The organism is Paenibacillus sp. FSL R5-0744 (assembly GCF_037972555.1).
Lineage (GTDB): Bacteria > Bacillota > Bacilli > Paenibacillales > Paenibacillaceae > Paenibacillus_AQ.
This window is the reverse complement of the sequence record NZ_CP150228.1, coordinates 5,500,449-5,522,588: the sequence shown is the minus strand read 5'-3', so window position 1 is coordinate 5,522,588 and position 22,140 is coordinate 5,500,449. Positions and strand designations below refer to the sequence as shown.

Below are 22,140 nucleotides of genomic sequence, written 5' to 3'. Positions count from 1 at the left end.
ATTGTCCTTTCAACTACTACGATAAATGAGGTGCGTGTACATGTTAACAGGCAAGATGAATGCTGCAATAATGGATGAGCAATTATCGATTTCTGTGAAGCAAATAGATATTCCTGTTCCTAAGGATAATGAAGCGCTAATTAAGGTGTATTGTATCGGAATTTGCGGGTCAGATGTTCATTACTATGAGCATGGAAGAATCGGTCGTTATGTAGTAAAGGAACCGATCATATTAGGCCATGAGCTGGCTGGTGAAGTCGTTGAGGTTGGTAAGCAGGTATCAAATATAGCTGTAGGTGACCGAGTAGCGGTTGAGCCAGGAGTGACCTGTGGACAATGCGACTATTGTAAATCAGGACGTTATAATTTGTGTCCAGATGTGGTCTTTCTTGCAACACCCCCAGTAAATGGGGCTTGGGCAGAATACATTGTCATGCCAAGCGATTATCTATTTAAACTTCCGGATTCTATGAGTTATGAGGAAGGCGCAATGCTGGAGCCATTGTCGGTTGGTTTTCATGCGATGATGCGTGGTAAGGTTCAACCGTTTGATCGAGTGCTAATAACGGGTCTTGGTCCGATCGGACTGCTTGCAGGACAAGCAGCAAAGCTATTTGGCGTTTCTGAAATTTATGGTACGGATGTCGTACCTTTTCGGCGTCAACTTGCAATGGAGATGGGCTTCACTGCAGCATTAGATCCAGTAAAAGAGAATGTTGGACAGCGACTCAACGAGTTAACGAACGGATTTGGAGTTACACTCGTCGTAGAATCATCGGGTAACGCAAGGGCGATGGCGGATACAATTAAGTGGGTTCGCCGTGGCGGGAGAATTGTATTTGTCGGTTTACCAGCCGATAGTGCTATTCCGATGGACATGGGACAATTTATCGATGGTGAGATCGATGCTTATGGTGTTTTTCGTTACGCGAATACCTATCCGGCTGCGATCCAAGCGTTGCAGCATTCTTCATTAGATATTGAGAAAATAGTTACGCATCGCTTTGCGCTTACAGATACTCAAGAAGCTCTTGAAGTAGCACGTAAAGAGAAGGATACAAGTATTAAGGTAATGATTTATCCGAATATGCCTTAATGCGTGTTATTTAAAAAGAGACCGTCCCAAAAGCCATGAAAATGGCTGCTTGAGGCGGTCTTTTTGTGTTTACGTAGGAGCAACTATTGCTTTTTATATGGACGCTCCGCGAACGGACCGTTGTTCCAATCGCTGTGGTCTCCAGATTTAATTTATTTTCCCTACGCGGTAAAAATCCGGAGACCAAGGCGAACGCTATCGCTTTTCCACAATCAGTCCGTCCTCTCCGCTGTTTTAGAGGGGGAAGTTTCAACAAAAACAACGAGACCGAAGACACATAGATATGCCAAGTTGGACAAATCTTTCTACTGTAGGACAGCCTCTTCGCGTATTACGCTTTAATATAATCTGCAAAATTCTCCAGTAAGTATAAGGAGTTCATATCTTCACGCAAATGATGCTGGACTAGCTCATCCACTTTGTCTGGTTCATGGTTTGTCATACAATCCAGGATCATGTGATGCTCGCTCAAAATTTTCTCCAGCTTTTCTGCCTTTAGCGTATGCAAGCGTCGATATCTTTCATAATGCACATGGGAAAACTTAATTTGCTCCCACAAAAATTCATGTCCTGCTAATGTGAATAACGTCTTATGATAGGCGTTATCCAAAGCAAAAAAGTGCTCAATGGAATGTTCTTGATGTATGGCATTTTTTTGTTCTTCTAGGTTCTTCTTAAGTTCTATAATTCCTTTAAGAGTAAGGCTATCGCATAGACCTTTGATAATATCCTTTTCTAAAACGCTTCTTAAATAGATCATTTGCTCGACAGATTCCAAATCAATGTATGAAACCAGATTCCCTTTCTTCGGATACACATCAATATAGGACTCGAGGGATAGCTGCTTTAGTACATCGCGCAAAGGTGTTCTGGATATCTGAAACCGTTCGGATAACACGGTCTCACTTAGAATGGTTCCAGGTTTTAGCGTTAAATTAAGAATTTCGTGCTTTAATAGGTTCAAAATATCATTTTTGGTGGACATGAGGTTGCGTCTCCATTGCCGTTGAATTTGTAATGCGGATATCTGAAACGGGATCCTGAAATAAGATAGTGATTTCATTATATAATTTTTTAATCTTGTATACAAGATCGGGAATATTGATTTTATGTCATTGACAAAGGTATTATTTAAATCTAATATTTGAGTATATTATATTGTATACAAGATCTCGACACATGAAATATAGGAGGTTTTATCTAGATGAACATGACATGGAGATGGTATGGAGAAGGCAATGACAACATTACGCTTGATCATATCCGGCAAATTCCGGGGGTAATGGGTATTGTCTGGTCACTACATCATAAGGTAGCGGGCGAAGTGTGGGAAATGGATGACATTCAAAAGGTTGCGGATCAAATTACGAGCAAAGGGTTTAGTACTGCCGTAGTAGAGAGTGTGAACGTCCATGATGATATCAAGATTGGACTCCCGACGCGTGATAAATATATCGATATTTACATAGACACCATACGGAAGCTAGCCAAGGTCGGTACTAAAGTGATCTGTTACAATTTCATGCCCATCTTTGACTGGACTCGGACGGAGCTGTACAAGGAATTGCCAGATGGCTCGAATGCTCTTTTTTATGAAAATGCGGCCATTAATGAGAACCCGCGCGACATGGTGAATCGTATTCTCAAGGGGGCCGGCGAATTTACGATGCCTGGCTGGGAGCCAGAGCGTCTTGCGAAGCTCGATGAGCTATTCGCCGCTTATGCAGATGTAACGGAAGAGAAGCTGTTCGAGAACTTGGTCTATTTTCTGAAGCGCATTATTCCTGTCTGTGAAGAAGTCGATATCAAAATGGCTATTCATCCCGATGATCCTGCTTGGCCGATCTTTGGCTTGCCCCGCATTGTCCGCAGCCGTGATACGATCCGTCGTTTACTTGACGCAGTAGATAGTCCGTATAATGGATTAACCTTCTGCACTGGGTCGCTCGGTACGAATCCGAAGAACGATCTGCCGGCTATGATTCGGGAATTCTGTAATCGCATTCATTTTGCTCATATTCGAAATGTTAAGGTTTTTGAGAACGGAGATTTTATTGAGGTCTCTCATCGTGGACGGGATGGCAGTGTGGATGTGGCAGAGGTTGTTAAAGCGTATCATGAGAATGGATATACGGGGTATGTGCGTCCAGATCATGGTCGACATTTGTGGGGGGAAGAGAAGACTTGCCGCCCGGGGTACGGGCTGTACGATAGAGCAATGGGGATCATGTATTTACTTGGTGTGTGGGATAGTCTCGACAATACGATGGGGGTGAAGTGAATGCTGCTTCTGACAAGAGAGAGTATTCAATCATGTGCAGAGGCGTGGAAGGACGCTGACGTGGAGCTTCCTCAGTTTGATTATGAGCAGGTGGCGGAGAATACGCGCGTTAGGCCGGAATGGGTTCATTTTGGAGCGGGAAATATTTTTCGGGGATTTGTTGCGAATGCTCACCAGAAGCTGTTGGATCTTGGAAAAGCAGATACAGGTATTATTGCCGCTACCTCCTCTGACTACGAGCTGATTGACAAAATTTATAAACCGCATGATCATTTAACACTTCTCGTACTAATGAATGCGAGTGGCGAGTTTACAAAAAAGGTCATTAGCAGCATTACCGAAGCTATTATGGCAAACAAGAATCGAGCGCAGGATTACTGCCGTTTGGTTGAAATTTTTGAAAACCCGAGCCTGCAGATGGCCAGCTTCACCATTACAGAGAAAGGTTATACCTTGACCGGTCCTGATGGAATGTACCTTGATATCGTGAAGAAGGATATGGAGCAAGGGCCAGAGCAGCCATCCCACAGCATGAGTGTTATCGCTTCTCTAGCGTACCGTCGATATCTTAAGGGGCAGTATCCGATGACTTTTGTCAGTATGGATAACTGTTCGCACAATGGGGATATGTTGAAAAATAGCGTGATTACAATCGCCAAGGCATGGGCTGCGAAAGGGGTTGTGGAGCAAGGTTTTGTTGCGTACCTCGAAGACGAGAGTCGCATAACATTCCCCTTATCGATGATCGATAAAATCACACCACGTCCATCCGAGGTAGTACGTAATGCTTTACAGGAGCAAGGGATTGGCGGCATGGATATACTTATTACCTCGAGGAACGCTCATACCGCGCCTTTTGTTAACGCAGAAGTTAGTGAATATCTGGTCATTGAGGATAAGTTTACGAATGGGCGACCTTTATTAGAAGAAGCCGGCATTATATTCACAGATCGTGAGACCGTGAACAGGGTAGAAACGATGAAAGTTACCACCTGTCTAAACCCCTTGCATACTGCATTAGCGGTCACTGGCTGTCTACTAGGCTACACACAGATTTCGGATGAGATGCAGGATCAGACCCTACGTACATTAGTCGAGCGGATTGGGTATAAGGAAGGATTGCCTGTAGTTGTAGATCCTATCATTCTACGTCCACAGCAGTTTTTGGATGAAGTACTGCAAGAGCGCTTGGCGAATCCATTTATTCCGGACACCCCGCAGCGAATTGCGACAGATACGTCGCAGAAGGTAGGCATTCGTTATGGGGAAACGATCAAATCCTATGTACAACGCGAAAATCTTCATCCAGCTGAATTGACGGCGATTCCACTAGCAATTGCTGCTTGGTGCCGCTATTTGATCGGAGTGGATGACGAAGGGAATTCATTTGAGCTAAGTCCCGATCCGTTAATGGAGTCGCTTCAAGCGCATCTGCAGGGAGTGACTTTGAGAGATTCAACCTCTAATGTGCATAGAATTCTAGATAATGAGAAGATCTTTGGTGTACCGTTATATGAAATCGGTCTGGGTAGCAAGATTGAAAGTTACTTCTATGAGATGCTGAAAGGCCCAGGAGCTGTACGGAGAACGTTGGAAAAGCACTTAAATGAAGAGTTAGTGTAGATCACATTTACAAAAATCCTCATGGAGTAAAAGCTACTGCACACCGCAGAGCTATCCCCCATGAGGCTTTTTCGTGTCTAGTCCATTTGGTTTATCTGAATTTAGCAGTCTAGTACGCTAATATACCTACTTTTTCAAAAAAATAATTATAGTTAATATTTCCATAACATTCCTCTGCAACAGAGTTGACAATTGTAGACGAAAATGACATTAGCAGTTACCTATACGAAAAGGGTGAATCTAATTGAAAAACAGTAAATGGATTAGCGCAACGTTGGCTTCAGCACTTCTTGCAACTGTAGGCGTTGGGAGTGTATCTGCAGCTAGCATCGGCAGTAATGTAAAATCTGTGGCTACCAATCAAACCGCTGCAAAAACAGCAGTTAAAGAAGGTACAGCCACTTGGAATGTAAATGGTACGCAGATTGTGTTTAACACCATTAATAGCAGTGGTTACAAGTTGTACTCGCTGAATCAGGTAGCTGGTGAAATTGGAGCTAAGTTAGTACTTGGAGCTGGCGGGTTTGAACTTAATGACAGCAAAGGATTACATAATGTGAAGCTCAAAACAGGCTCAAAGAGCTATCAAGTAGATGGTAATTCCGAGACATTCACAGTTGCTCCAGTATTTTATAACGGTAAAACCTATGTAGAGCTTTCAAAGTTAGTTTATGCATTAGGTGGAGAACTGGATGCTGACGCTAGCACGATTCTAAGCTTTGCTCGTCCTGAAGGATTGTTTGATACTTTGCACTGGACAGCAGCTGGAAGTCTGATTGCGAACAAAAGTGATGCTGAATCTGCTCAACTTATCAAGTTCAGCACAGAGCCAGGTAACTACGAAGTATTTTCATCAAATGACAGTGCAGTGGATTTTGCAGTATCGCCGGATGGGCAGTGGGGAGCTTTCAATGATGAGACTGGTTTGTTGAATCTGATTAACCTGTCTAGCGGAGCTACTAAGACACTTGGTACTGACAATAGCGTAAAAACGGATCTGGTGTGGTCGAACGATGGTAAAAGTATTTACTTCGTCCAAGGTGACAAGCAAGAGAAACTCGCAAAAATCGCTGTAGACACTGGTGAAGTTAAATCCGTATTGGCAGACAAAGTAGAAAACAAATCCGAACTGCGCATTTCCGCTGATGAAAAGAGCGCCGTTTATATCGTTAACTTGACGGGTGTTGCTAAAAACGATGCGGACAGCACAGAAGATTCTCTTACTGTAGACTTCAGCTCTGCTGGAGAGCAGCTTTATAAGCTTGACCTGGCTACGAAAGATGCTAAACCAGCTGCACTGACAACTACACCGGATAACAAGCTGTACCCTGAAATTTCTGCTGATGGTAGCGTCGTTTACCTGAGTGCAGATGCTGAAGGTAACGCAGCTAACACATTGAAGGTTCTAAAAGCAGACGGAAAAAGCAGCAACATTGCACTTGATGTTGAAGTAACTTGGTCTACTGGCGTTAAGAACGGCTTGGTTGTAGCAGGTTCAGCGGCAGATGGAAGCACAGTAGTCTATTCCGTTGATAACAATGGAGCTAAGACTGAGCTGTTCCGCTCCACTGAAGATGTATCTGAAGTAGCTGTTTCGAATGATGGAAGCAAGCTTGCTATCGTAAGTGATGGCGGTGTATGGGTGGTTCAAGGCGGTAAAGCATTGCAACTGTCGAAATAATAAATATCCCTAATCATATTTTAACGGCGTAGAGCCGAGAGGAGAAATAATACAAATGAAGATTTTCAAAAAGCTAACAGTAACGGCTCTAACGGCTGTAATTGCGGTAACCGCATCTTTCGCAGGGGTTGCAGCAGCAGCCGATTCACTTAAAGGTAAAATCACAGTTAACGGTTCAACCGCACTTCTTCCATTGACGCTTCAAGCGGCAAAAGAATTCCAAAAGCTGCACCCTAAAGTGAAAATCGCAGCCTCAGGTAAAGGTTCAGTAACTGGACCTCAAGCTGTTAAAAAAGGCATCGCTGATATCGGCGCTTGCGACTGGGATGCTAGCATCGACGTACCAGGCTTCAAAGCTTTTGACGGTCAAGTAGCAAACAAAGTAGCAGTTATTCCTTTTGCTACAATCGTTAACAAAAATGTTGGTGTAGATAACCTTACAACTGAACAGCTTAAAGGTATTTTCGCAGGTAAAATCACGAACTGGAAAGAAGTAGGCGGTTCAGATGCTGACATCGTGGTTATCACTCGCTCTTTCGGTTCCGGTACACGCGTTAACTATCAAGCTAAAGCTTTGGATGGCGGAGATATCGTTAAAAAAGCTAAAAACTACAAAGAAACAGGTTCATCCGGTGACATGAAGACTGCCGTAGGAACAACTCCTAACTCTATCGGTTATATCGACCTTGTATATGTAAGTGGCGACGTAAAAGCTGTTAAACACAACGGTATAGCTGCTACTACAGACAACGTAATCAATGGATCTTATAAGATCTGGGCTTATGGTTACTACATGACTAAAGGCCAACCTACTGGTGCTACAAAAGAATTCATCGAATACGTACAAAGCAAGAAGTTCCAACAAGGTTCCCTGAAAAAGCTTAAATTTATTCCGATCGCAGCAATGAAGGGCTAATAACATCTAAAGATCATATTGAACGGTAACAGCGGCCAGCTCCGATCTTGATACGGGGGTGGCCGCTTACAGGAGGGAAAGTATGGGGGCACCAGTCCAAGGCTTGGCAACTAGGGGAAAAGAGAGCGTAACGCAGGTTAGCGCTAATCCTAAACGTCATGGTAGACATTTGTTTAGCAACAAATTGTTTAAGTTTTATTTTTTATTCAGCATTCTTGCGCTTTGCTTCGTGCTTGGACTTGTAATTCTATTTATCGGCAAAACGGCTATGCTTCTGTTCGGCCATCTCTCGCCTGCGGACTTTTTCTTTTCCTTTAACTGGACGCCGGAAGAGGATTCTTTTGGAGCGGCTGCCTTCATTGTAAATACACTTTCACTAACTGCATTAACGCTGCTGATTGCAGTTCCTATTTCGGTAGGGATGGCAGTACTTTGTGCAGAGATTGCTCCAAAATGGATGAAGACTTTTATCCGTCCAGTGCTAGATTTATTGGTAGGTATTCCTTCAATTGTTTACGGATATATAGGCTTAACGGTATTACTTCCTTTCTTGCGCAGAATTAGTGGGGAGAGCTTAGGCGATGGCTTGTTAGCCGCTGCACTTGTGCTCGCATTAATGGTGCTGCCAACGATTTGCCGAATCAGTGATGATGCCATTGTCTCTGTACCGCGCAAATATCGGGATGCTGCATATGCTCTTGGATCTACCCGTTTACAGGTCATCATGCGTGTAGTACTGCCTGCGGCTAGCCGGGGAATTATCTCTGCGGTTATTCTAGGTATGACTCGTGCTGTGGGTGAGACGATGGCTGTAGTTATGGTTATCGGAAATACACCGCAATTGGCGAAGACGTTATTCACGCCAGCATCGGTGCTGACTAGTAACATCGTTATGCAAATCTCCAATGTAGAGTTTGACTCTACATGGAACTATGCGCTACATATGATGGCATTTCTCCTGCTAGTAATATCATTTGTATTAATTCTGATCATCCGCGTGCTGGGTAGAAAAAGGAGGGATGCAGCGTGAACGGATTCGCAAGTACAAAGCATACAGCGCGTGCTCAAAGAAACAATAAAATTGCAACCATAGGGTTTTATACGCTTGGGGCTTTAGTCATGCTGCTGATCTTCTGGCTGCTCTTCACGATTCTTAGTAAAGGTTTACCGGCACTTCGGCCCGATTTCTTGATTAAACAGCCTGAAGAGATTGACGCAGGTGGTGGGATTGGCCCGGTACTGTTTAACTCCTTTTACATTTTGTTCATCTCGCTGTTTATTTCCGTTCCAATTGGTTTGGGTGCGGGAATCTATATGGCTGAATATGCACCAGACAATAAATTTACAGGCGCACTACGTATTTGCGTAGAATCTCTATCATCGGTTCCATCGATTGTGTTCGGTATGCTCGGACTCGCAATTTTTGCGGAATATTTCGATATCGGTCTGACGATTCTTGGCGGAGGCGTCAGCTTGGCGCTGCTGAATCTACCTATGCTTGCGCGAGTGACAGAGGAAGCGGTACGTGCTGTCCCCGGGGAGATCCGCGAGGCTGGTTATGCGCTTGGGATGACTAAATTCCACGTGATCCGCACGGTAGTCCTGCCTGTTGCAATGTCTGCCATTGTTACTGGGATTTGTCTCGTTGCTGGACGCGCCTTCGGAGAGTCTGCGGTTATTATCCTTACCGCTGGTCTCAGTACCTCGGGCGAAATGTGGGATTTCAATCTGTTCTCGCCGGGTGAAACACTGGCCGTACATCTTTGGTATGTACAATCCGAGGCGATTGTAGAAGATGCGCGTCAAATTGCTGATAAGTCGGCAGCCGTACTTGTATTTGTAGTTTTGTTTATCAATTTTGTATTTCGATTTCCGCTGTGGCTGGGAAATCGCCGGAAGTAATGAATTGGGGTCTACGGGGGAAGCCTGTAGGCCTTTATTTGTTTATAGGGTTATTGATGGGGTGTCGATAGATTAGTAATGGATTGAAGTTGTTTATTCGTAATTAGGGAATATCTCCCTAAAATTCAGCGTTTTATGCTCTTTAGAAGCATAATTAGGGAAAACCTCCCTGAAATATCCTTGATTACTCATGATTAGCGGTTTTCAGGAAATATTTAGGGAGGAATTCCCTGAAAAGTTTGTTTTTTAGAGATTATAGGTAAATATCAGGGAGGATTTCCCTAAAACTATAGTCTCGGCAGGAAATAACCATTCGATCTGTTCAACCTATGTAGCTCCAAAAACTGAAAGGTCCTCGTCCTAATGTAAGCTGCCACGAATCCGATACCCAGTTGCTCATAATACGCCACCGTCGAGCTCCTAGTTCCCTCAACCAATCTAGTGTATCGAGCGTACCGCAGTTGATACAGCGCCCAAGGATGGTATGAGGAACGCCAACTGTACTCGGCCGAGACTTAGTTACTCAACAAGCCTAGTGCACTGATCATAGACCAGCCGACACACCACCTTAAGATGCCCCGAGAAGCATCACCAGCTGTCGGGTCAGGGCTGACTGCGAAGCGTATGCTTTCGATGCCTATACTCCGACGAACCTCTGTGCTTCTCATCCCCTGAACGCAAAAACAGCCTCCCCGAAGGAAGGCTGTTACTCTGACGTCCCGGAAGGGATTCGAACCCCTGACCGTGCGCTTAGAAGGCGCATGCTCTATCCAGCTGAGCTACCGGGACATGATTGCTGGCTGAAAAGCAAGCAGGAGTTATCATATCATGTACGCCAATGTTTTTCAAGCTGTTTTTTAAAAAGAGTACGGGGTATGCTATAATCTACAATTATTAAGTTTCGGAAGAAGCTTAAGGTCTTAATAACATTTATGACGTTTTAGAATTCAATTCACATAATTAGCTATAAGGAGGTGCCCTCATTAAAGATTCAGATTCCCCCGCCACAAAAGAGAATATCGTCCTGTTTCCCAAGACACTGGACTATTATCAAATCCAGCTTACGGTGATGCTGGAGAGTGAACGATACGGGGAAGCGATGGAGCTGCTGCGTTTTTTGTTGCAGTGTCAAGGACAGGAAGAACGAAATTACGAGGAATGGCGGTCTCTGCTGGAATGGCTCGAAACAGCTTTCCCCTACGCCTCTCAGAATGGAGATGCGGAAGGAGCCGTTCACCCCGAAGACGAAGATTTAAGGGAAGAAGATATGGCCCGTTTCTTGGCCAAATCAAAAATGACTGAGGATGCGGGGTATCCTCAAAAGCTGCTGCAGCGGATAATGAATGAGCCGCTGTCAGAGGCGACCATCCTAGCACTAGAGCAGCTTTCATATCTGGAAGGCGGCGGAGTCGATGAGGCGCTGACGGCATGGCTGCAGGGGGATAATGTTCACCCGCTGCTGCAATTTCGGACCCTGCAGACCCTTCGGCGGCGTGGGATGCAGGGAACAGTGAATCTGATTCGTGGTCACGAAACAGCAATTGTAGAGATTGAAAGTGTGCCGCTGCAGACAGAGGATTTTCCACCACAGGTGAGTCAGGTGCTCGAGCGGGTAGCCGAGCAGGCGGAGGTACATGAGCCTACGCTGTATTATTTTGCACAGGAGCTCTGGGGCCAGTTCGTCATGTCGATTTATGGATCGGAAGAGTATCGGAAAATACTGGATGGGGAAGACGCGCTACTAGATATTTGGGCGGGGGCGTTACACCAGTTTGTATCTGAGAGCTTAAACGGTACACGGCAAGAGGAGGAGACTCGTGGAATGTACGGCATTACAGACGGCATGCGCTTTCAATTTGAGGGGGCATATCGTGCGCTCAAGGGTTTTGTAAAGACTTCTCTACTTGATAAATAAAGTAATGTTGTATATAATATAATGGTTATTCTGTGCGTGGATTGTATCATTTTTTGAAGTAAACTTGTGAACCTATATTTTGGAGGGAAAAGTATAATATGAAAGCAACATGGGAAAAAATAGAGAAGAACCTTGGAGTTCTTGAAGTAGAAGTTGACGCAGAACGCGTTGCAGCAGCACTTGATAAAGCTTTTAACAAAGTCGTTAAGAAAGCTAACGTACCAGGCTTCCGTAAAGGTAAAGTGCCACGCCCGATCTTTGAATCCCGTTTTGGTGTAGAAAGCTTGTACCAAGATGCAATCGACATTCTTCTTCCTGAAGCTTACGGTGAAGCAGTTGAACAAACTGACATCTTCCCTGTAGACCGTCCTGAAGTTGATATTGAGCAATTTGCTAAAGGTCAATCCTTTATCTTCAAAGCGAAGATCACGGTTAAACCTGAAGTGAAGCTCGGCGATTACAAAGGTCTGGAAGTTCCAGTACAAAAAGCTGAAGTGACTGAAGAAGAGCTGAGCGCTGAGCTTGCTCGTCTGCAAGAGCGTCATGCTGAACTCGTAGTAGTTGAAGAAGAAGCAGCAGCTAACGGCGACATCGCTGTGATCGATTTTGACGGATATGTTGATGACGTACCGTTCGAAGGCGGAAAAGCTGAGCGTCATTCTCTTGAACTTGGTAGCAACTCCTTCATTCCTGGATTTGAAGAGCAAGTAGTGGGAATGTCCACTGGAGATTTCAAAGATGTTGAAGTTACTTTCCCTGACGAATACCATGCAGAGAACCTTGCGGGTAAGAAAGCAGTATTCAAAGTGAAACTGCACGAAATCAAACGCAAACAACTTCCTGCACTCGATGATGAGTTCGCTAAAGATGTAAGTGAATTCGAAACTTTGGAAGAGTACAAAGCAGATCTGAAAGCTCAGCTCGAATCCCGTAAACAGGATGAACTGAAAGGCCTTCGCGAGAACGCAGTTGTTGATAAAGCAGCAGCAAACGCTGAAGTTGAAATCCCAGAAGCAATGATCAACAGCGAAGTTGAGAACATGGTTCGTGACTTCGACACTCGTCTTCGCCAACAAGGTATGAACATGGATATGTTCCTTAGCTTCTCGGGTCAAACTCGTGAAGACTTGCAGAACCAAATGAAAGGCGATGCTGAAAAACGCGTTCGCAACAACCTGGTACTGGAAGTTATCGCTAAACAAGAGAACATTGAAGTTTCTGAAGAAGAAGTTAACGAAGAATTGGCTACTATGGCTGAAGCTTACAAACGTACTCCAGAAGAAATTCGCAGCATCTTGGCAGCTAACGGTTCACTGGGCAGCTTGAGCGAAGAACTTTCTTTGCGCAAAACCATTGATTTCCTTGTTAGCAATAGTGTAGAAGTTGAAGCAGTAGAAGAAGCAGCTGCTGAAGACACTAAAGCTGAGTAAGATTTTTTAAACTACCTAGAACGGCCGAGCAATCGGCCTCCATACAGATATGATAAGGCACGTAAGTTTCGTTACGTGCCTTATTTTTATCCTCGGGCACAGATATATGTGATTACATAGGTATCCGTATGAGCGTATGGTATTAAGGAAATTGGCGTGATGACGTCACTATCACAAGCAGTGGACAGGTCCGCTGTAGTGAAAAAATGACATCGGGCCGTGAACGTGTTAAAATATTTTTGAAACGATAAGACTAATCTGTATAGAGAAAAGAGGTTGGTGGCATGAGTCTGGTACCAATGGTTGTGGAATCAACAAGTCGTGGGGAACGTTCATACGATATCTATTCCAGATTGCTCAAGGATCGCATTATTTTCTTAAGCAGTGCGATTGACGATGATGTCGCCAATCTGGTTATTGCTCAACTGCTGTTCCTTGCAGCAGATGATCCCGAGAAGGACATTCACTTGTACCTCAACTCACCCGGTGGTTCAGTAACAGCCGGCATGGGTATATACGATACGATGCAATATATCAAACCGGATGTTTCAACCATTTGTGTAGGGATGGCGGCAAGCATGGGATCGCTCCTTTTAACAGCTGGGGCTCCGGGCAAAAGATACGCGCTGACTAACAGCGAAGTTATGATTCATCAACCGCTCGGTGGTGTTCAAGGTCAAGCGTCCGACATTTGGATTCATACCGATTGGATCCTCAAGACGAAACAGAAGTTGAATCAAATTTATGTAGATCGCACAGGTCAGCCCCTTGAAAAAATCGAACGGGACACAGACCGCGATAACTTCATGAGCGCGGAAGAAGCCAAGGAATATGGGCTTATTGACCAGGTTCTTTCTTCACCGATGAAATCTTAAAGGGGTGGTTAGATGTTTAAATTTAATGATGAAAAAGGGCAATTGAAATGTTCTTTTTGCGGCAAATCACAAGAGCAGGTTCGTAAGCTTGTAGCAGGACCGGGCGTTTATATATGTGACGAATGTATCGAGCTTTGCACGGAAATCGTGGAAGAAGAGCTCGGTCATGAGGAAGAGCTTGATCTGAAGGATATTCCGAAACCAAAGGAAATCCGTGATATTTTGGATCAATATGTAATCGGTCAAGAGCAAGCGAAGAAATCGCTGTCTGTTGCGGTTTACAATCACTATAAGCGTGTGAATAGCCAAAGCAAAATCGAAGATGTTGAACTGACGAAGAGTAATATTCTTTTGCTCGGTCCAACAGGTTCGGGTAAAACTTTGCTCGCACAGACGATGGCGAAGATTATCAACGTTCCATTTGCGATTGCAGATGCTACTTCCCTAACGGAAGCTGGTTATGTCGGCGAGGATGTTGAGAACATTCTGCTTAAGCTGATTCAAGCGGCAGATTATGATGTGGAGAAAGCCGAACGCGGCATTATCTATATTGATGAGATTGATAAAGTGGCACGTAAATCCGAGAACCCGTCTATTACTCGTGACGTATCCGGTGAAGGTGTACAGCAGGCGCTTCTGAAGATTCTCGAAGGAACGGTTGCTTCCGTACCTCCACAAGGTGGTCGTAAGCATCCTCATCAAGAGTTTATTCAAATTGATACGACGAACATCTTGTTCATCGTAGGCGGTGCCTTTGACGGTCTGGAGCAAATGATTAAACGCCGTATCGGTAAAAAAGTCATTGGCTTCAACGCAGCAGTTGAAGGACAAAAGGATCTCAAGCCTGGCGAATATTTGTCGATGGTATTGCCTGAAGACTTGCTCAAATTCGGATTAATCCCTGAATTTGTAGGCCGTCTACCGGTCATCTCGACTTTGGAGCCGCTTGATGAGAATACGCTGGTGCGTATCCTTTCCGAGCCTAAGAATGCACTCACGAAACAATACATCAAGCTGCTGGAAATGGATAACGTAGCGCTGAAGTTCGAACCGTTGGCACTCGAAGCGATTGCCAAGGAAGCGATCAAACGCAATACGGGAGCCCGTGGACTGCGCGCGATTATTGAGAGCATCATGCTTGATGTGATGTATGAAGTTCCTTCACGCGATGATATTAAAGATTGTGTGATCACGGAGCAGGTCGTTCAAGAGAAGGCTTTGCCTGAATTGAACCTTAAGAAAGACAAAAAGAAAGAGGAAAGCGCGTAAGTCGCTTACCTTAACAATACATGTCACTGTCTCCACCTTTCTTCCGCTTATCCCGCTTCACTAGCGGTTGCGAAGGGGTGGAGCTTTGGCGTTATGGGGGAGAAAAATCATGTTCTTGAGACACCAAACCCGTCCTGTCAATGTTGGCGGGCTCATTATTGGGGGAAACAACGAGGTTGCGATTCAAAGCATGTGTACAACCAAAACAGCTGATGTGGAGGCTACTGTAGCCGAAATTTTACGGCTTGAGGAAGCAGGCTGCCAACTGGTACGCGTTACTGTCAACAATGAAGAGGCAGCCGCCGCGATTAAGGAGATCAAGAAGCAGATTCATATCCCACTCGTAGCGGATATTCATTTTAACTATAAGCTCGCGCTGATGGCTATTGAGAACGGCATCGATAAAGTACGGATTAATCCGGGCAATATCGGTCGTCGGGAGAAGGTAGAAGCAGTAGTTAAAGCGTGTAAAGAAAAAGGAATTCCGATTCGGATTGGTGTAAACGCCGGTTCTTTGGAGAATCATCTCTTGGAGAAATACGGATATCCGACTCCAGAAGCTATGGTAGAAAGTGCACTGTACCATATTGGTATTTTGGAAGAGCTGGATTTCCACGACATTATCGTATCTTTAAAAGCATCCGATGTGCCAATGGCCATCGAAGCTTACCGTCAGGCTGCGGAAGTTATTCCTTATCCGCTGCACCTCGGGATTACAGAATCCGGTACCTTGTTTGCCGGTACAGTAAAAAGCTCCGCGGGTATCGGTGCACTGCTCTCTATGGGTATCGGCAGCACCCTGCGTATCTCGCTTAGCGCTGATCCAGTGGAAGAGGTTAAGGTGGCACGCGAGCTGCTGAAGACCTTCGGTCTGATCTCTAACGCGGCAACACTCATTTCTTGTCCGACTTGCGGACGACTTGATATAGATCTCTTCTCCATCGCTAATGAGGTGGAAGAATACATTTCGAAGCTTAAGGTGCCTATTAAAGTATCCGTGCTCGGCTGTGCCGTTAATGGTCCTGGTGAGGCGCGTGAAGCGGATATTGGTATTGCTGGTGCCCGTGGGGAAGGTTTGTTGTTCCGTTACGGTCAGATGATTCGTAAGGTGCCTGAAGCGGAACTCGTGAACGAGCTGAAGAAGGAAATCGATGCGATTGTTGTAGCGTATGAGGAAACTGGTGAAATTCCAGGGCGTGCTCACGCTAATCTTGCACCTCCGGTGCAATCAAAGTAATTTGGTCTTTTACGAATTAATGATTCAATTCATAATAAGTGGCGAAGAACGCCCTGTTACACCCCGGTATATCCGGTGGTGGGAACGGGGCGTTTTTTTTGTGTGGAATTAATGATTAAGGGGGGACATTGAATGCATTATGAACAAGCCCATGAAGCATTTATTGAGAAACATCTAGCAAGCAGGAATGGGGAACGACGAGGAAGGCTAGAGAGAGGGCATCGTCATGCCGAAGAAATGTTTTTACAGAATGTATGGTGGCCGCTTCGTGGAGATTTCAATGATCTACATCCGGAGTATGAAGTGCTGGATTGGCGCGGACGATCTTATTTCGCGGATTATGCTTTTTTGCCGGGGCCTATCAAGCTCTTGTTCGAGATCAAAGGGTATGCAGCGCATGTGAGGGACATGGACAGGCTGAAGTATTGTAATGAGCTAAATCGTGAGACGTTTCTGTACGGAATGGGTTACCAAGTAATTTCATTTGCCTATGACGATGTGGAACAGCGCCCAGAGCTATGCATTACACTGCTACGTGTGGTGCTAAGCCGTTACTTAATTGTAGATGCACCGCATGGAAAATTACTATTTGCAGAGAAGGAAATTATGCGATTAGTGGTTCGCCAAGCGGGGACAGTCCGTCCTAAAGATGTAGCTGATTATTTTGCTATAGACCCCAAAACGGTACGTTTGATGTTGGTGAAGTTGTGTGAAAAGGGCTGGTTGAAGCCTGTGAGAAGAGGGATCGGTGTTAAAAATGTTGAGTATAGGCTGGCTCGTGATGTCCTTTATTACTGGGATTAACATAGTAAGTTTAATGGTTGATGGGCTAATGTTTAAGGAATTACCTGCAGATGGGATGCTGGAAGTGCGAATGACTTGATTAGAAGGAGTGGGGTATGGAGTATGGTAAGGAAGTTGGTATGTTATATGTAGTTAGTATGGAATGTGATAAGGAATGTGGTGAGGAGTGCCGTAAGATGTGTACTATGGAGCGAAATTTGAAGCATTAATAAATAATTAGGGAAAACCTCCTTGAAAAAAGCCTAATATCGTTCCAAATCGATCTTTTTAGGGAAAACCTCCCTAATAAATGAGCGATTCACCTTATTTATAACCATTTTGGCTGATAATCAGGGAATAATTCCCTAATTATCAGCCTAGAGTCCATAAACAACATATAATCAGGGAGGAAATCCCTAATTATCCGCTTAGAGATCATCTTAAGCTTCTTCCATAGATGACTTAACGCCATTGAGCACACAGTCGACAGAAATAGGGGCCTATCGAACGTGAATGTAGCACCAAGTTCTATGGCTGTTCATACTCATCTTCCAGCTAGAGGGGGTGGTGAAGAATCTGAGGTGCATCTAGCACTCCTTAGAACTTTCAACCCCCCAATTATAAATTCCTGCTACTTGTCGTACACCAACAATTCAACAAATCCTCAATTGTGCGTTTACTAATTACCGAAACGGCTATACTACCTAATAGTAGCCAAAGGTGGAAAGGTAGACTGAACGAAACAGGAGGATGACCTATGGAATTAAGTATAGTTGTGATGATCGTGCAGCTCTTTTTCGCGCTGGTTATCGGCGTATACTTTTGGAATCTGCTGCGGGGTCAGAAGACAAACAAGACGGCGGTAGACCGAGAGTCGCGTAAGGAACTGGATAAACTACGGAAGATGCGTATGATTTCACTAACCAAACCATTGTCGGAGAAAACTAGGCCGGCTTCTATTGGAGATATTGTTGGGCAAAAAGATGGGCTCCGCGCCCTGAAGGCCGCACTATGTAGTGCTAATCCGCAGCATGTGATTATTTATGGTCCGCCAGGAGTCGGCAAGACTGCAGCGGCGCGCGTGGTCATGGAAGAGGCGAAAAAAAATGTCCTTTCCCCTTTTAAAAGTGACGCCAAATTCACTGAAATTGATGCGACGACCGCTCGTTTTGATGAGCGTGGTATTGCCGACCCTTTGATCGGATCGGTGCATGATCCTATCTATCAAGGTGCTGGAGCCATGGGCGTAGCAGGTGTGCCGCAGCCAAAGCCAGGAGCGGTGACGAAGGCGCATGGCGGGATTCTTTTTTTGGATGAGATCGGTGAGCTTCACCCCATTCAGATGAATAAGCTGCTAAAGGTGCTGGAGGACCGGAAGGTTCTGCTAGAGAGCGCGTATTATAATTCGGAGGACAATAATACTCCGGCTTATATTCATGATATTTTTCAAAATGGCTTACCCGCTGATTTCCGGTTAGTAGGCGCGACTACGCGATCCCCGGATGAGATTTCTCCCGCGCTGCGTTCACGCTGCATGGAGATTTATTTCCGTCCGCTATTGCCGGATGAGATTGCAGTCATCGCGCGTGACGCGATACAGAAGATCGGACTGAAGCCAAGCCCTGAAGCAGTCACTGTTGTGCAGCAATATGCAACAAATGGCCGGGAGGCAGTCAATATGATTCAGCTCGCAGCTGGATTAGCGCTAACGGAGCAGAGAGATACGCTAAGTGCTGCTGATGTAGAATGGGTGGCAGGCAGTAGCCAGCTTCCACTTCGAACAGAGCGCAAGATTCCTTCCGCGCCGCAGATTGGATTGGTTAACGGACTTGCAGTGTATGGGCCGGGAATGGGTACCTTGCTTGAGATCGAAGTATCCGCAGCACCTGCGCAGAACGGTCAAGGTAGACTGAACGTAACCGGAGTGGTGGATGAGGAAGAGATCGGTGGAGGTTCTCGCACGATTCGGAGAAAGAGCATGGCTAAAGGCTCCGTTGAGAACGTATTGACCGTACTGCGTACCATGAATCTGGAACCAGACCGTTATGATCTGCATGTGAACTTTCCAGGTGGAACACCCATTGACGGACCCTCAGCAGGGGTTGCGATGGCAGTTGCTATCGTCTCCGCCATTCGTGGTCTTCCCGTGGATAATACCGTAGCAATCACTGGTGAGATAGGCATACATGGGCGTGTGAAGCCTGTTGGTGGTGTAATTGCGAAGGTGGAGGCTGCTTTTCAGGCAGGAGCTACTACGGTGCTTATTCCAAAAGAAAACTGGCAGTCCCTATTCGCTGACCTCGCCCCACTACGCGTCATTCCAATGGAAACGGTGGAGGAAGTATTCCGTCATCTGTTTGGCGCCGATACAGCAGATGTAAGGCTTCCAGCAGTAGCTGGAGAGCTATTCTCAGCAGCACCCTCACTTCTGAAGGCCGATGCCGCTGGCGAGTCTGCAAAGGGTTGAGCTTAAATTATTACCTAAAATGTTAGCTAGGGTGTGTTATGGTTTCGATAAGTAAATCGTGACTTGCCACTGTGAAATAAAGGGAGCCGCAGGCGTGTCTGCTGCTTCCTTTTTTAAAGTATAGATTCACACTTTCCATAATCCTTACATTTCTTTGAGAAACGTTGCCGTTTTTTAAGGATAATAAGGTTGTTTATTCTTAAATTGCAAGTACTTTGTTGGTGTTTTGGGGCTGCTTTTGTTAGAATGAATTCATATGAGATTAATTGAGAGCCATGGGAGGTGCGAAAGCGATGATGACAAATAAAACAAAAGGTCGTCGTTTTCCTTTATTACCGCTAAGAGGTCTTCTTGTGTACCCAAGCATGGTTCTTCACTTGGATGTGGGCCGTGAGAAGTCAGTTCGGGCACTAGAAAAAGCTATGGTTGAAGATAATTTAATTCTTCTGTGTTCACAGTCGGAAGTGAATATTGAAGAGCCTGGTCAGGACGATATTTTTCGGGTCGGTACTGTCGCGAATGTGCGGCAAATGCTGAAGCTGCCAAACGGTACGATTCGTGTACTGGTTGAGGGTGTAGAACGAGCCGAAATTATTAATTATATCGATAATGATGAGTATTATGAGGTTATGGCGCGCGAGCTACCAGAAGAGGAAGATGGCGATCAAGAGTGTGACGCGCTGATGCGTACAGTACTTAATCAGTTCGAACACTATATAACGTTATCCAAAAAAGTGACACCAGAGACATTGGCTGCTGTATCCGATATTGAGGAGCCGGGTCGTCTTGCGGATGTCATTACGAGTCATTTATCGCTAAAGATTAAGGATAAGCAAGAAATTCTAGAGACTATTGATGTTAGTAAACGGCTAGAGAAGCTTCTTGATATTCTTAATAATGAGCGTGAAGTGCTGGAGCTTGAACGCAAGATCAATCAACGTGTGAAGAAGCAGATGGAGAAGACGCAGAAGGAATATTATTTGCGCGAGCAAATGAAAGCGATCCAGAAAGAACTCGGCGAGAAGGAAGGCCGGGTGGGAGAAGCGGAAGAACTGCGGAATCTCATGGAAGAGAAGAATTTGCCGGAACGCGTGAAAGAGAAGATGGAGAAGGAAATCGATCGTCTGGAAAAAATGCCAGTGAGCTCAGCGGAAGGTGGCGTAATTCGCAATTATGTGGATTGGCTGCTGGGTCTTCCTTGGAATGAACAGACAGAAGATGACCTTGACATCAAGAAGGCAGAACAGGTACTTGATGAGGACCACTACGGTTTGGAAAAACCAAAAGAACGGGTATTGGAGTATTTAGCGGTTCAGCAGTTGGTGAAGAAGCTAAAAGGTCCGATCCTATGTCTTGTAGGGCCTCCAGGTGTGGGAAAAACTTCACTCGCTCGTTCCATCGCCCGTTCACTTAATCGTAAGTTCGTTCGCATTTCGCTTGGTGGTGTACGTGATGAAGCGGAGATCCGTGGTCATCGCCGGACTTATGTGGGTGCGATGCCAGGCCGAATCATTCAAGGGATGAAGACGGCAGGCACGATTAATCCGGTTATCCTGCTAGATGAGATTGATAAAATGGCTGCAGATTTCCGTGGCGACCCATCCTCAGCATTGCTTGAGGTATTGGACCCAGAACAGAACAATACGTTCAGCGATCATTTCGTCGAGCTGCCGTTTGATTTATCGAACGTTATGTTTGTTACAACAGCGAATGTAGTGCATAACATTCCGCGTCCGCTACTCGATCGGATGGAAATGCTGTTCATTCCGGGTTATACGGAACTGGAGAAATTGCAGATCGGTAGCCGTTATCTTTTGCCGAAGCAGAAGAAGAATCATGGTCTTGCAGAAGATCAGCTGATCATCGAAGACGACAGTTTATTGCGTATCGTGCGCGAATATACTCGTGAATCCGGTGTGCGTAATTTGGAGCAGCAGATTGCAGCGTTATGCCGCAAAGCCGCGAAACAGATTGTGTCCAAGGAAAAAGAAAGTGTAGTCATTCTTCCGGATGACATCAAGGATTACCTGGGTGCATCGAAATACCGTTACGGTATGGCGGAGCTTGAAGATCAGATTGGCACAGTAACTGGACTGGCCTGGACTGAGGTTGGTGGCGATACGCTGCTGATCGAAGTGACTGTCGTGCAGGGAACGGGCAAGCTGACACTTACTGGACAACTGGGCGATGTAATGAAGGAGTCGGCGCAGGCCGCTTTCAGTTATACACGTTCGAAGGCGGAGGAGCTGGGACTCCAGCCCGATTTTTATGAGAAGATTGATATTCATATCCACATTCCTGAAGGTGCGATTCCGAAGGATGGCCCGTCTGCAGGGATTACGATTGCTACCGCATTGATCTCCGCACTTACGAAGCGTTATGTTTCGAAGGATGTGGCCATGACCGGTGAGATCACCCTACGTGGACGTGTATTGCCGATCGGTGGACTGAAAGAGAAGTCTTTAGCTGCACACCGTGCTGGATATAAAAAGATCCTTCTTCCTAAAGACAATGAACGTGATCTGAAAGAAATTCCAGAGAGCGTACGTAATGATGTGGAGTTCATACCAGTATCTAACATGGATCAGGTCTTGCATCATGCGTTAGTTGAGCATCATAATGAAATTAGCAGTGAGCCACCGAGTAGTGTGCATTAGAAAGGAAG

16 protein-coding genes and 1 tRNA gene are annotated in these 22,140 nt (G+C 45.4%); 15 read left to right on the top strand and 2 right to left on the bottom strand.

From position 1 onward, the window contains the following. The first annotated feature begins 40 nt into the window (after positions 1-40). Entirely contained in the window at positions 41-1,096 is a 1,056-nt protein-coding gene (locus MKY19_RS24450; protein WP_076300700.1) for an NAD(P)-dependent alcohol dehydrogenase, read from the top strand. Between the two features lie 331 nt (positions 1,097-1,427). On the opposite strand, the gene MKY19_RS24445 is transcribed toward MKY19_RS24450, so the two are convergent. Beyond that, positions 1,428-2,081: a GntR family transcriptional regulator gene (locus MKY19_RS24445; protein WP_339266809.1), complete on the bottom strand. Its 654-nt coding sequence runs from the start codon at positions 2,079-2,081 to the stop codon at positions 1,428-1,430. A gap of 219 nt (positions 2,082-2,300) precedes the next feature. On the opposite strand from MKY19_RS24445, the gene uxuA reads away from it, so the two are divergent. From uxuA to pstA, 6 genes are all read left to right on the top strand, one after another. Further along, positions 2,301-3,377 (top strand): mannonate dehydratase, encoded by a 1,077-nt coding sequence (uxuA, locus tag MKY19_RS24440; protein WP_076286454.1) that lies wholly within the window; start codon positions 2,301-2,303, stop codon positions 3,375-3,377. Then, the gene (locus MKY19_RS24435; RefSeq protein ID WP_339798285.1) at positions 3,378-5,000 is read left to right on the top strand and encodes a mannitol dehydrogenase family protein; all 1,623 of its coding nucleotides are present in this window, start codon (positions 3,378-3,380) and stop codon (positions 4,998-5,000) included. It abuts the gene before it with no gap. Positions 5,001-5,244: 244 nt separating this feature from the next. After that, positions 5,245-6,681, top strand: coding sequence for a stalk domain-containing protein (locus tag MKY19_RS24430; protein ID WP_339798283.1), 1,437 nt, complete (start codon positions 5,245-5,247; stop codon positions 6,679-6,681). Between the two features lie 55 nt (positions 6,682-6,736). Beyond that, the gene (locus MKY19_RS24425; protein WP_076286457.1) at positions 6,737-7,597 is read left to right on the top strand and encodes a phosphate ABC transporter substrate-binding protein; all 861 of its coding nucleotides are present in this window, start codon (positions 6,737-6,739) and stop codon (positions 7,595-7,597) included. 82 nt (positions 7,598-7,679) lie between these two features. Beyond that, entirely contained in the window at positions 7,680-8,627 is a 948-nt protein-coding gene (gene pstC / locus MKY19_RS24420; RefSeq protein WP_042191272.1) for a phosphate ABC transporter permease subunit PstC, read from the top strand. Continuing rightward, positions 8,624-9,499, top strand: coding sequence for a phosphate ABC transporter permease PstA (gene pstA / locus MKY19_RS24415; protein WP_339798279.1), 876 nt, complete (start codon positions 8,624-8,626; stop codon positions 9,497-9,499). Before pstC ends, pstA begins: the two co-directional genes overlap by 4 nt. 715 nt (positions 9,500-10,214) lie before the next feature. Here pstA and MKY19_RS24410 read toward each other — a convergent pair. Beyond that, positions 10,215-10,288 (bottom strand) — tRNA-Arg (locus tag MKY19_RS24410). A 280-nt stretch (positions 10,289-10,568) separates the two neighbouring features. Between MKY19_RS24410 and MKY19_RS24405 the strand changes: the two genes are divergently transcribed. The 8 genes from MKY19_RS24405 (at position 10,569) to lon (ending at position 22,132) form a co-directional block, all read left to right on the top strand. Beyond that, positions 10,569-11,414, top strand: coding sequence for a hypothetical protein (locus MKY19_RS24405; protein WP_339243322.1), 846 nt, complete (start codon positions 10,569-10,571; stop codon positions 11,412-11,414). A 98-nt stretch (positions 11,415-11,512) separates the two neighbouring features. Further along, on the top strand, positions 11,513-12,844 hold the full coding sequence (tig, locus tag MKY19_RS24400) for a trigger factor (protein WP_339798277.1): 1,332 nt from the start codon (positions 11,513-11,515) through the stop codon (positions 12,842-12,844). A 284-nt stretch (positions 12,845-13,128) separates the two neighbouring features. Continuing rightward, positions 13,129-13,719: an ATP-dependent Clp endopeptidase proteolytic subunit ClpP gene (clpP, locus tag MKY19_RS24395; RefSeq protein ID WP_036685049.1), complete on the top strand. Its 591-nt coding sequence runs from the start codon at positions 13,129-13,131 to the stop codon at positions 13,717-13,719. 12 nt (positions 13,720-13,731) lie between these two features. Continuing rightward, the gene (gene clpX / locus MKY19_RS24390; protein WP_042130648.1) at positions 13,732-14,988 is read left to right on the top strand and encodes an ATP-dependent protease ATP-binding subunit ClpX; all 1,257 of its coding nucleotides are present in this window, start codon (positions 13,732-13,734) and stop codon (positions 14,986-14,988) included. A 109-nt stretch (positions 14,989-15,097) separates the two neighbouring features. After that, positions 15,098-16,225 carry a flavodoxin-dependent (E)-4-hydroxy-3-methylbut-2-enyl-diphosphate synthase gene (gene ispG, locus MKY19_RS24385; RefSeq protein WP_060621818.1) on the top strand — a complete coding sequence of 376 codons (1,128 nt, stop codon included), beginning with the start codon at positions 15,098-15,100 and terminating at the stop codon, positions 16,223-16,225. A 132-nt stretch (positions 16,226-16,357) separates the two neighbouring features. After that, entirely contained in the window at positions 16,358-17,029 is a 672-nt protein-coding gene (locus MKY19_RS24380) for a type IV toxin-antitoxin system AbiEi family antitoxin domain-containing protein (protein WP_339798275.1), read from the top strand. A 736-nt stretch (positions 17,030-17,765) separates the two neighbouring features. Next, the gene (gene lonB, locus MKY19_RS24375; protein ID WP_042191261.1) at positions 17,766-19,475 is read left to right on the top strand and encodes an ATP-dependent protease LonB; all 1,710 of its coding nucleotides are present in this window, start codon (positions 17,766-17,768) and stop codon (positions 19,473-19,475) included. 293 nt (positions 19,476-19,768) lie between these two features. After that, positions 19,769-22,132: an endopeptidase La gene (gene lon, locus MKY19_RS24370; RefSeq protein ID WP_042191259.1), complete on the top strand. Its 2,364-nt coding sequence runs from the start codon at positions 19,769-19,771 to the stop codon at positions 22,130-22,132. Positions 22,133-22,140: the final 8 nt, after the last annotated feature.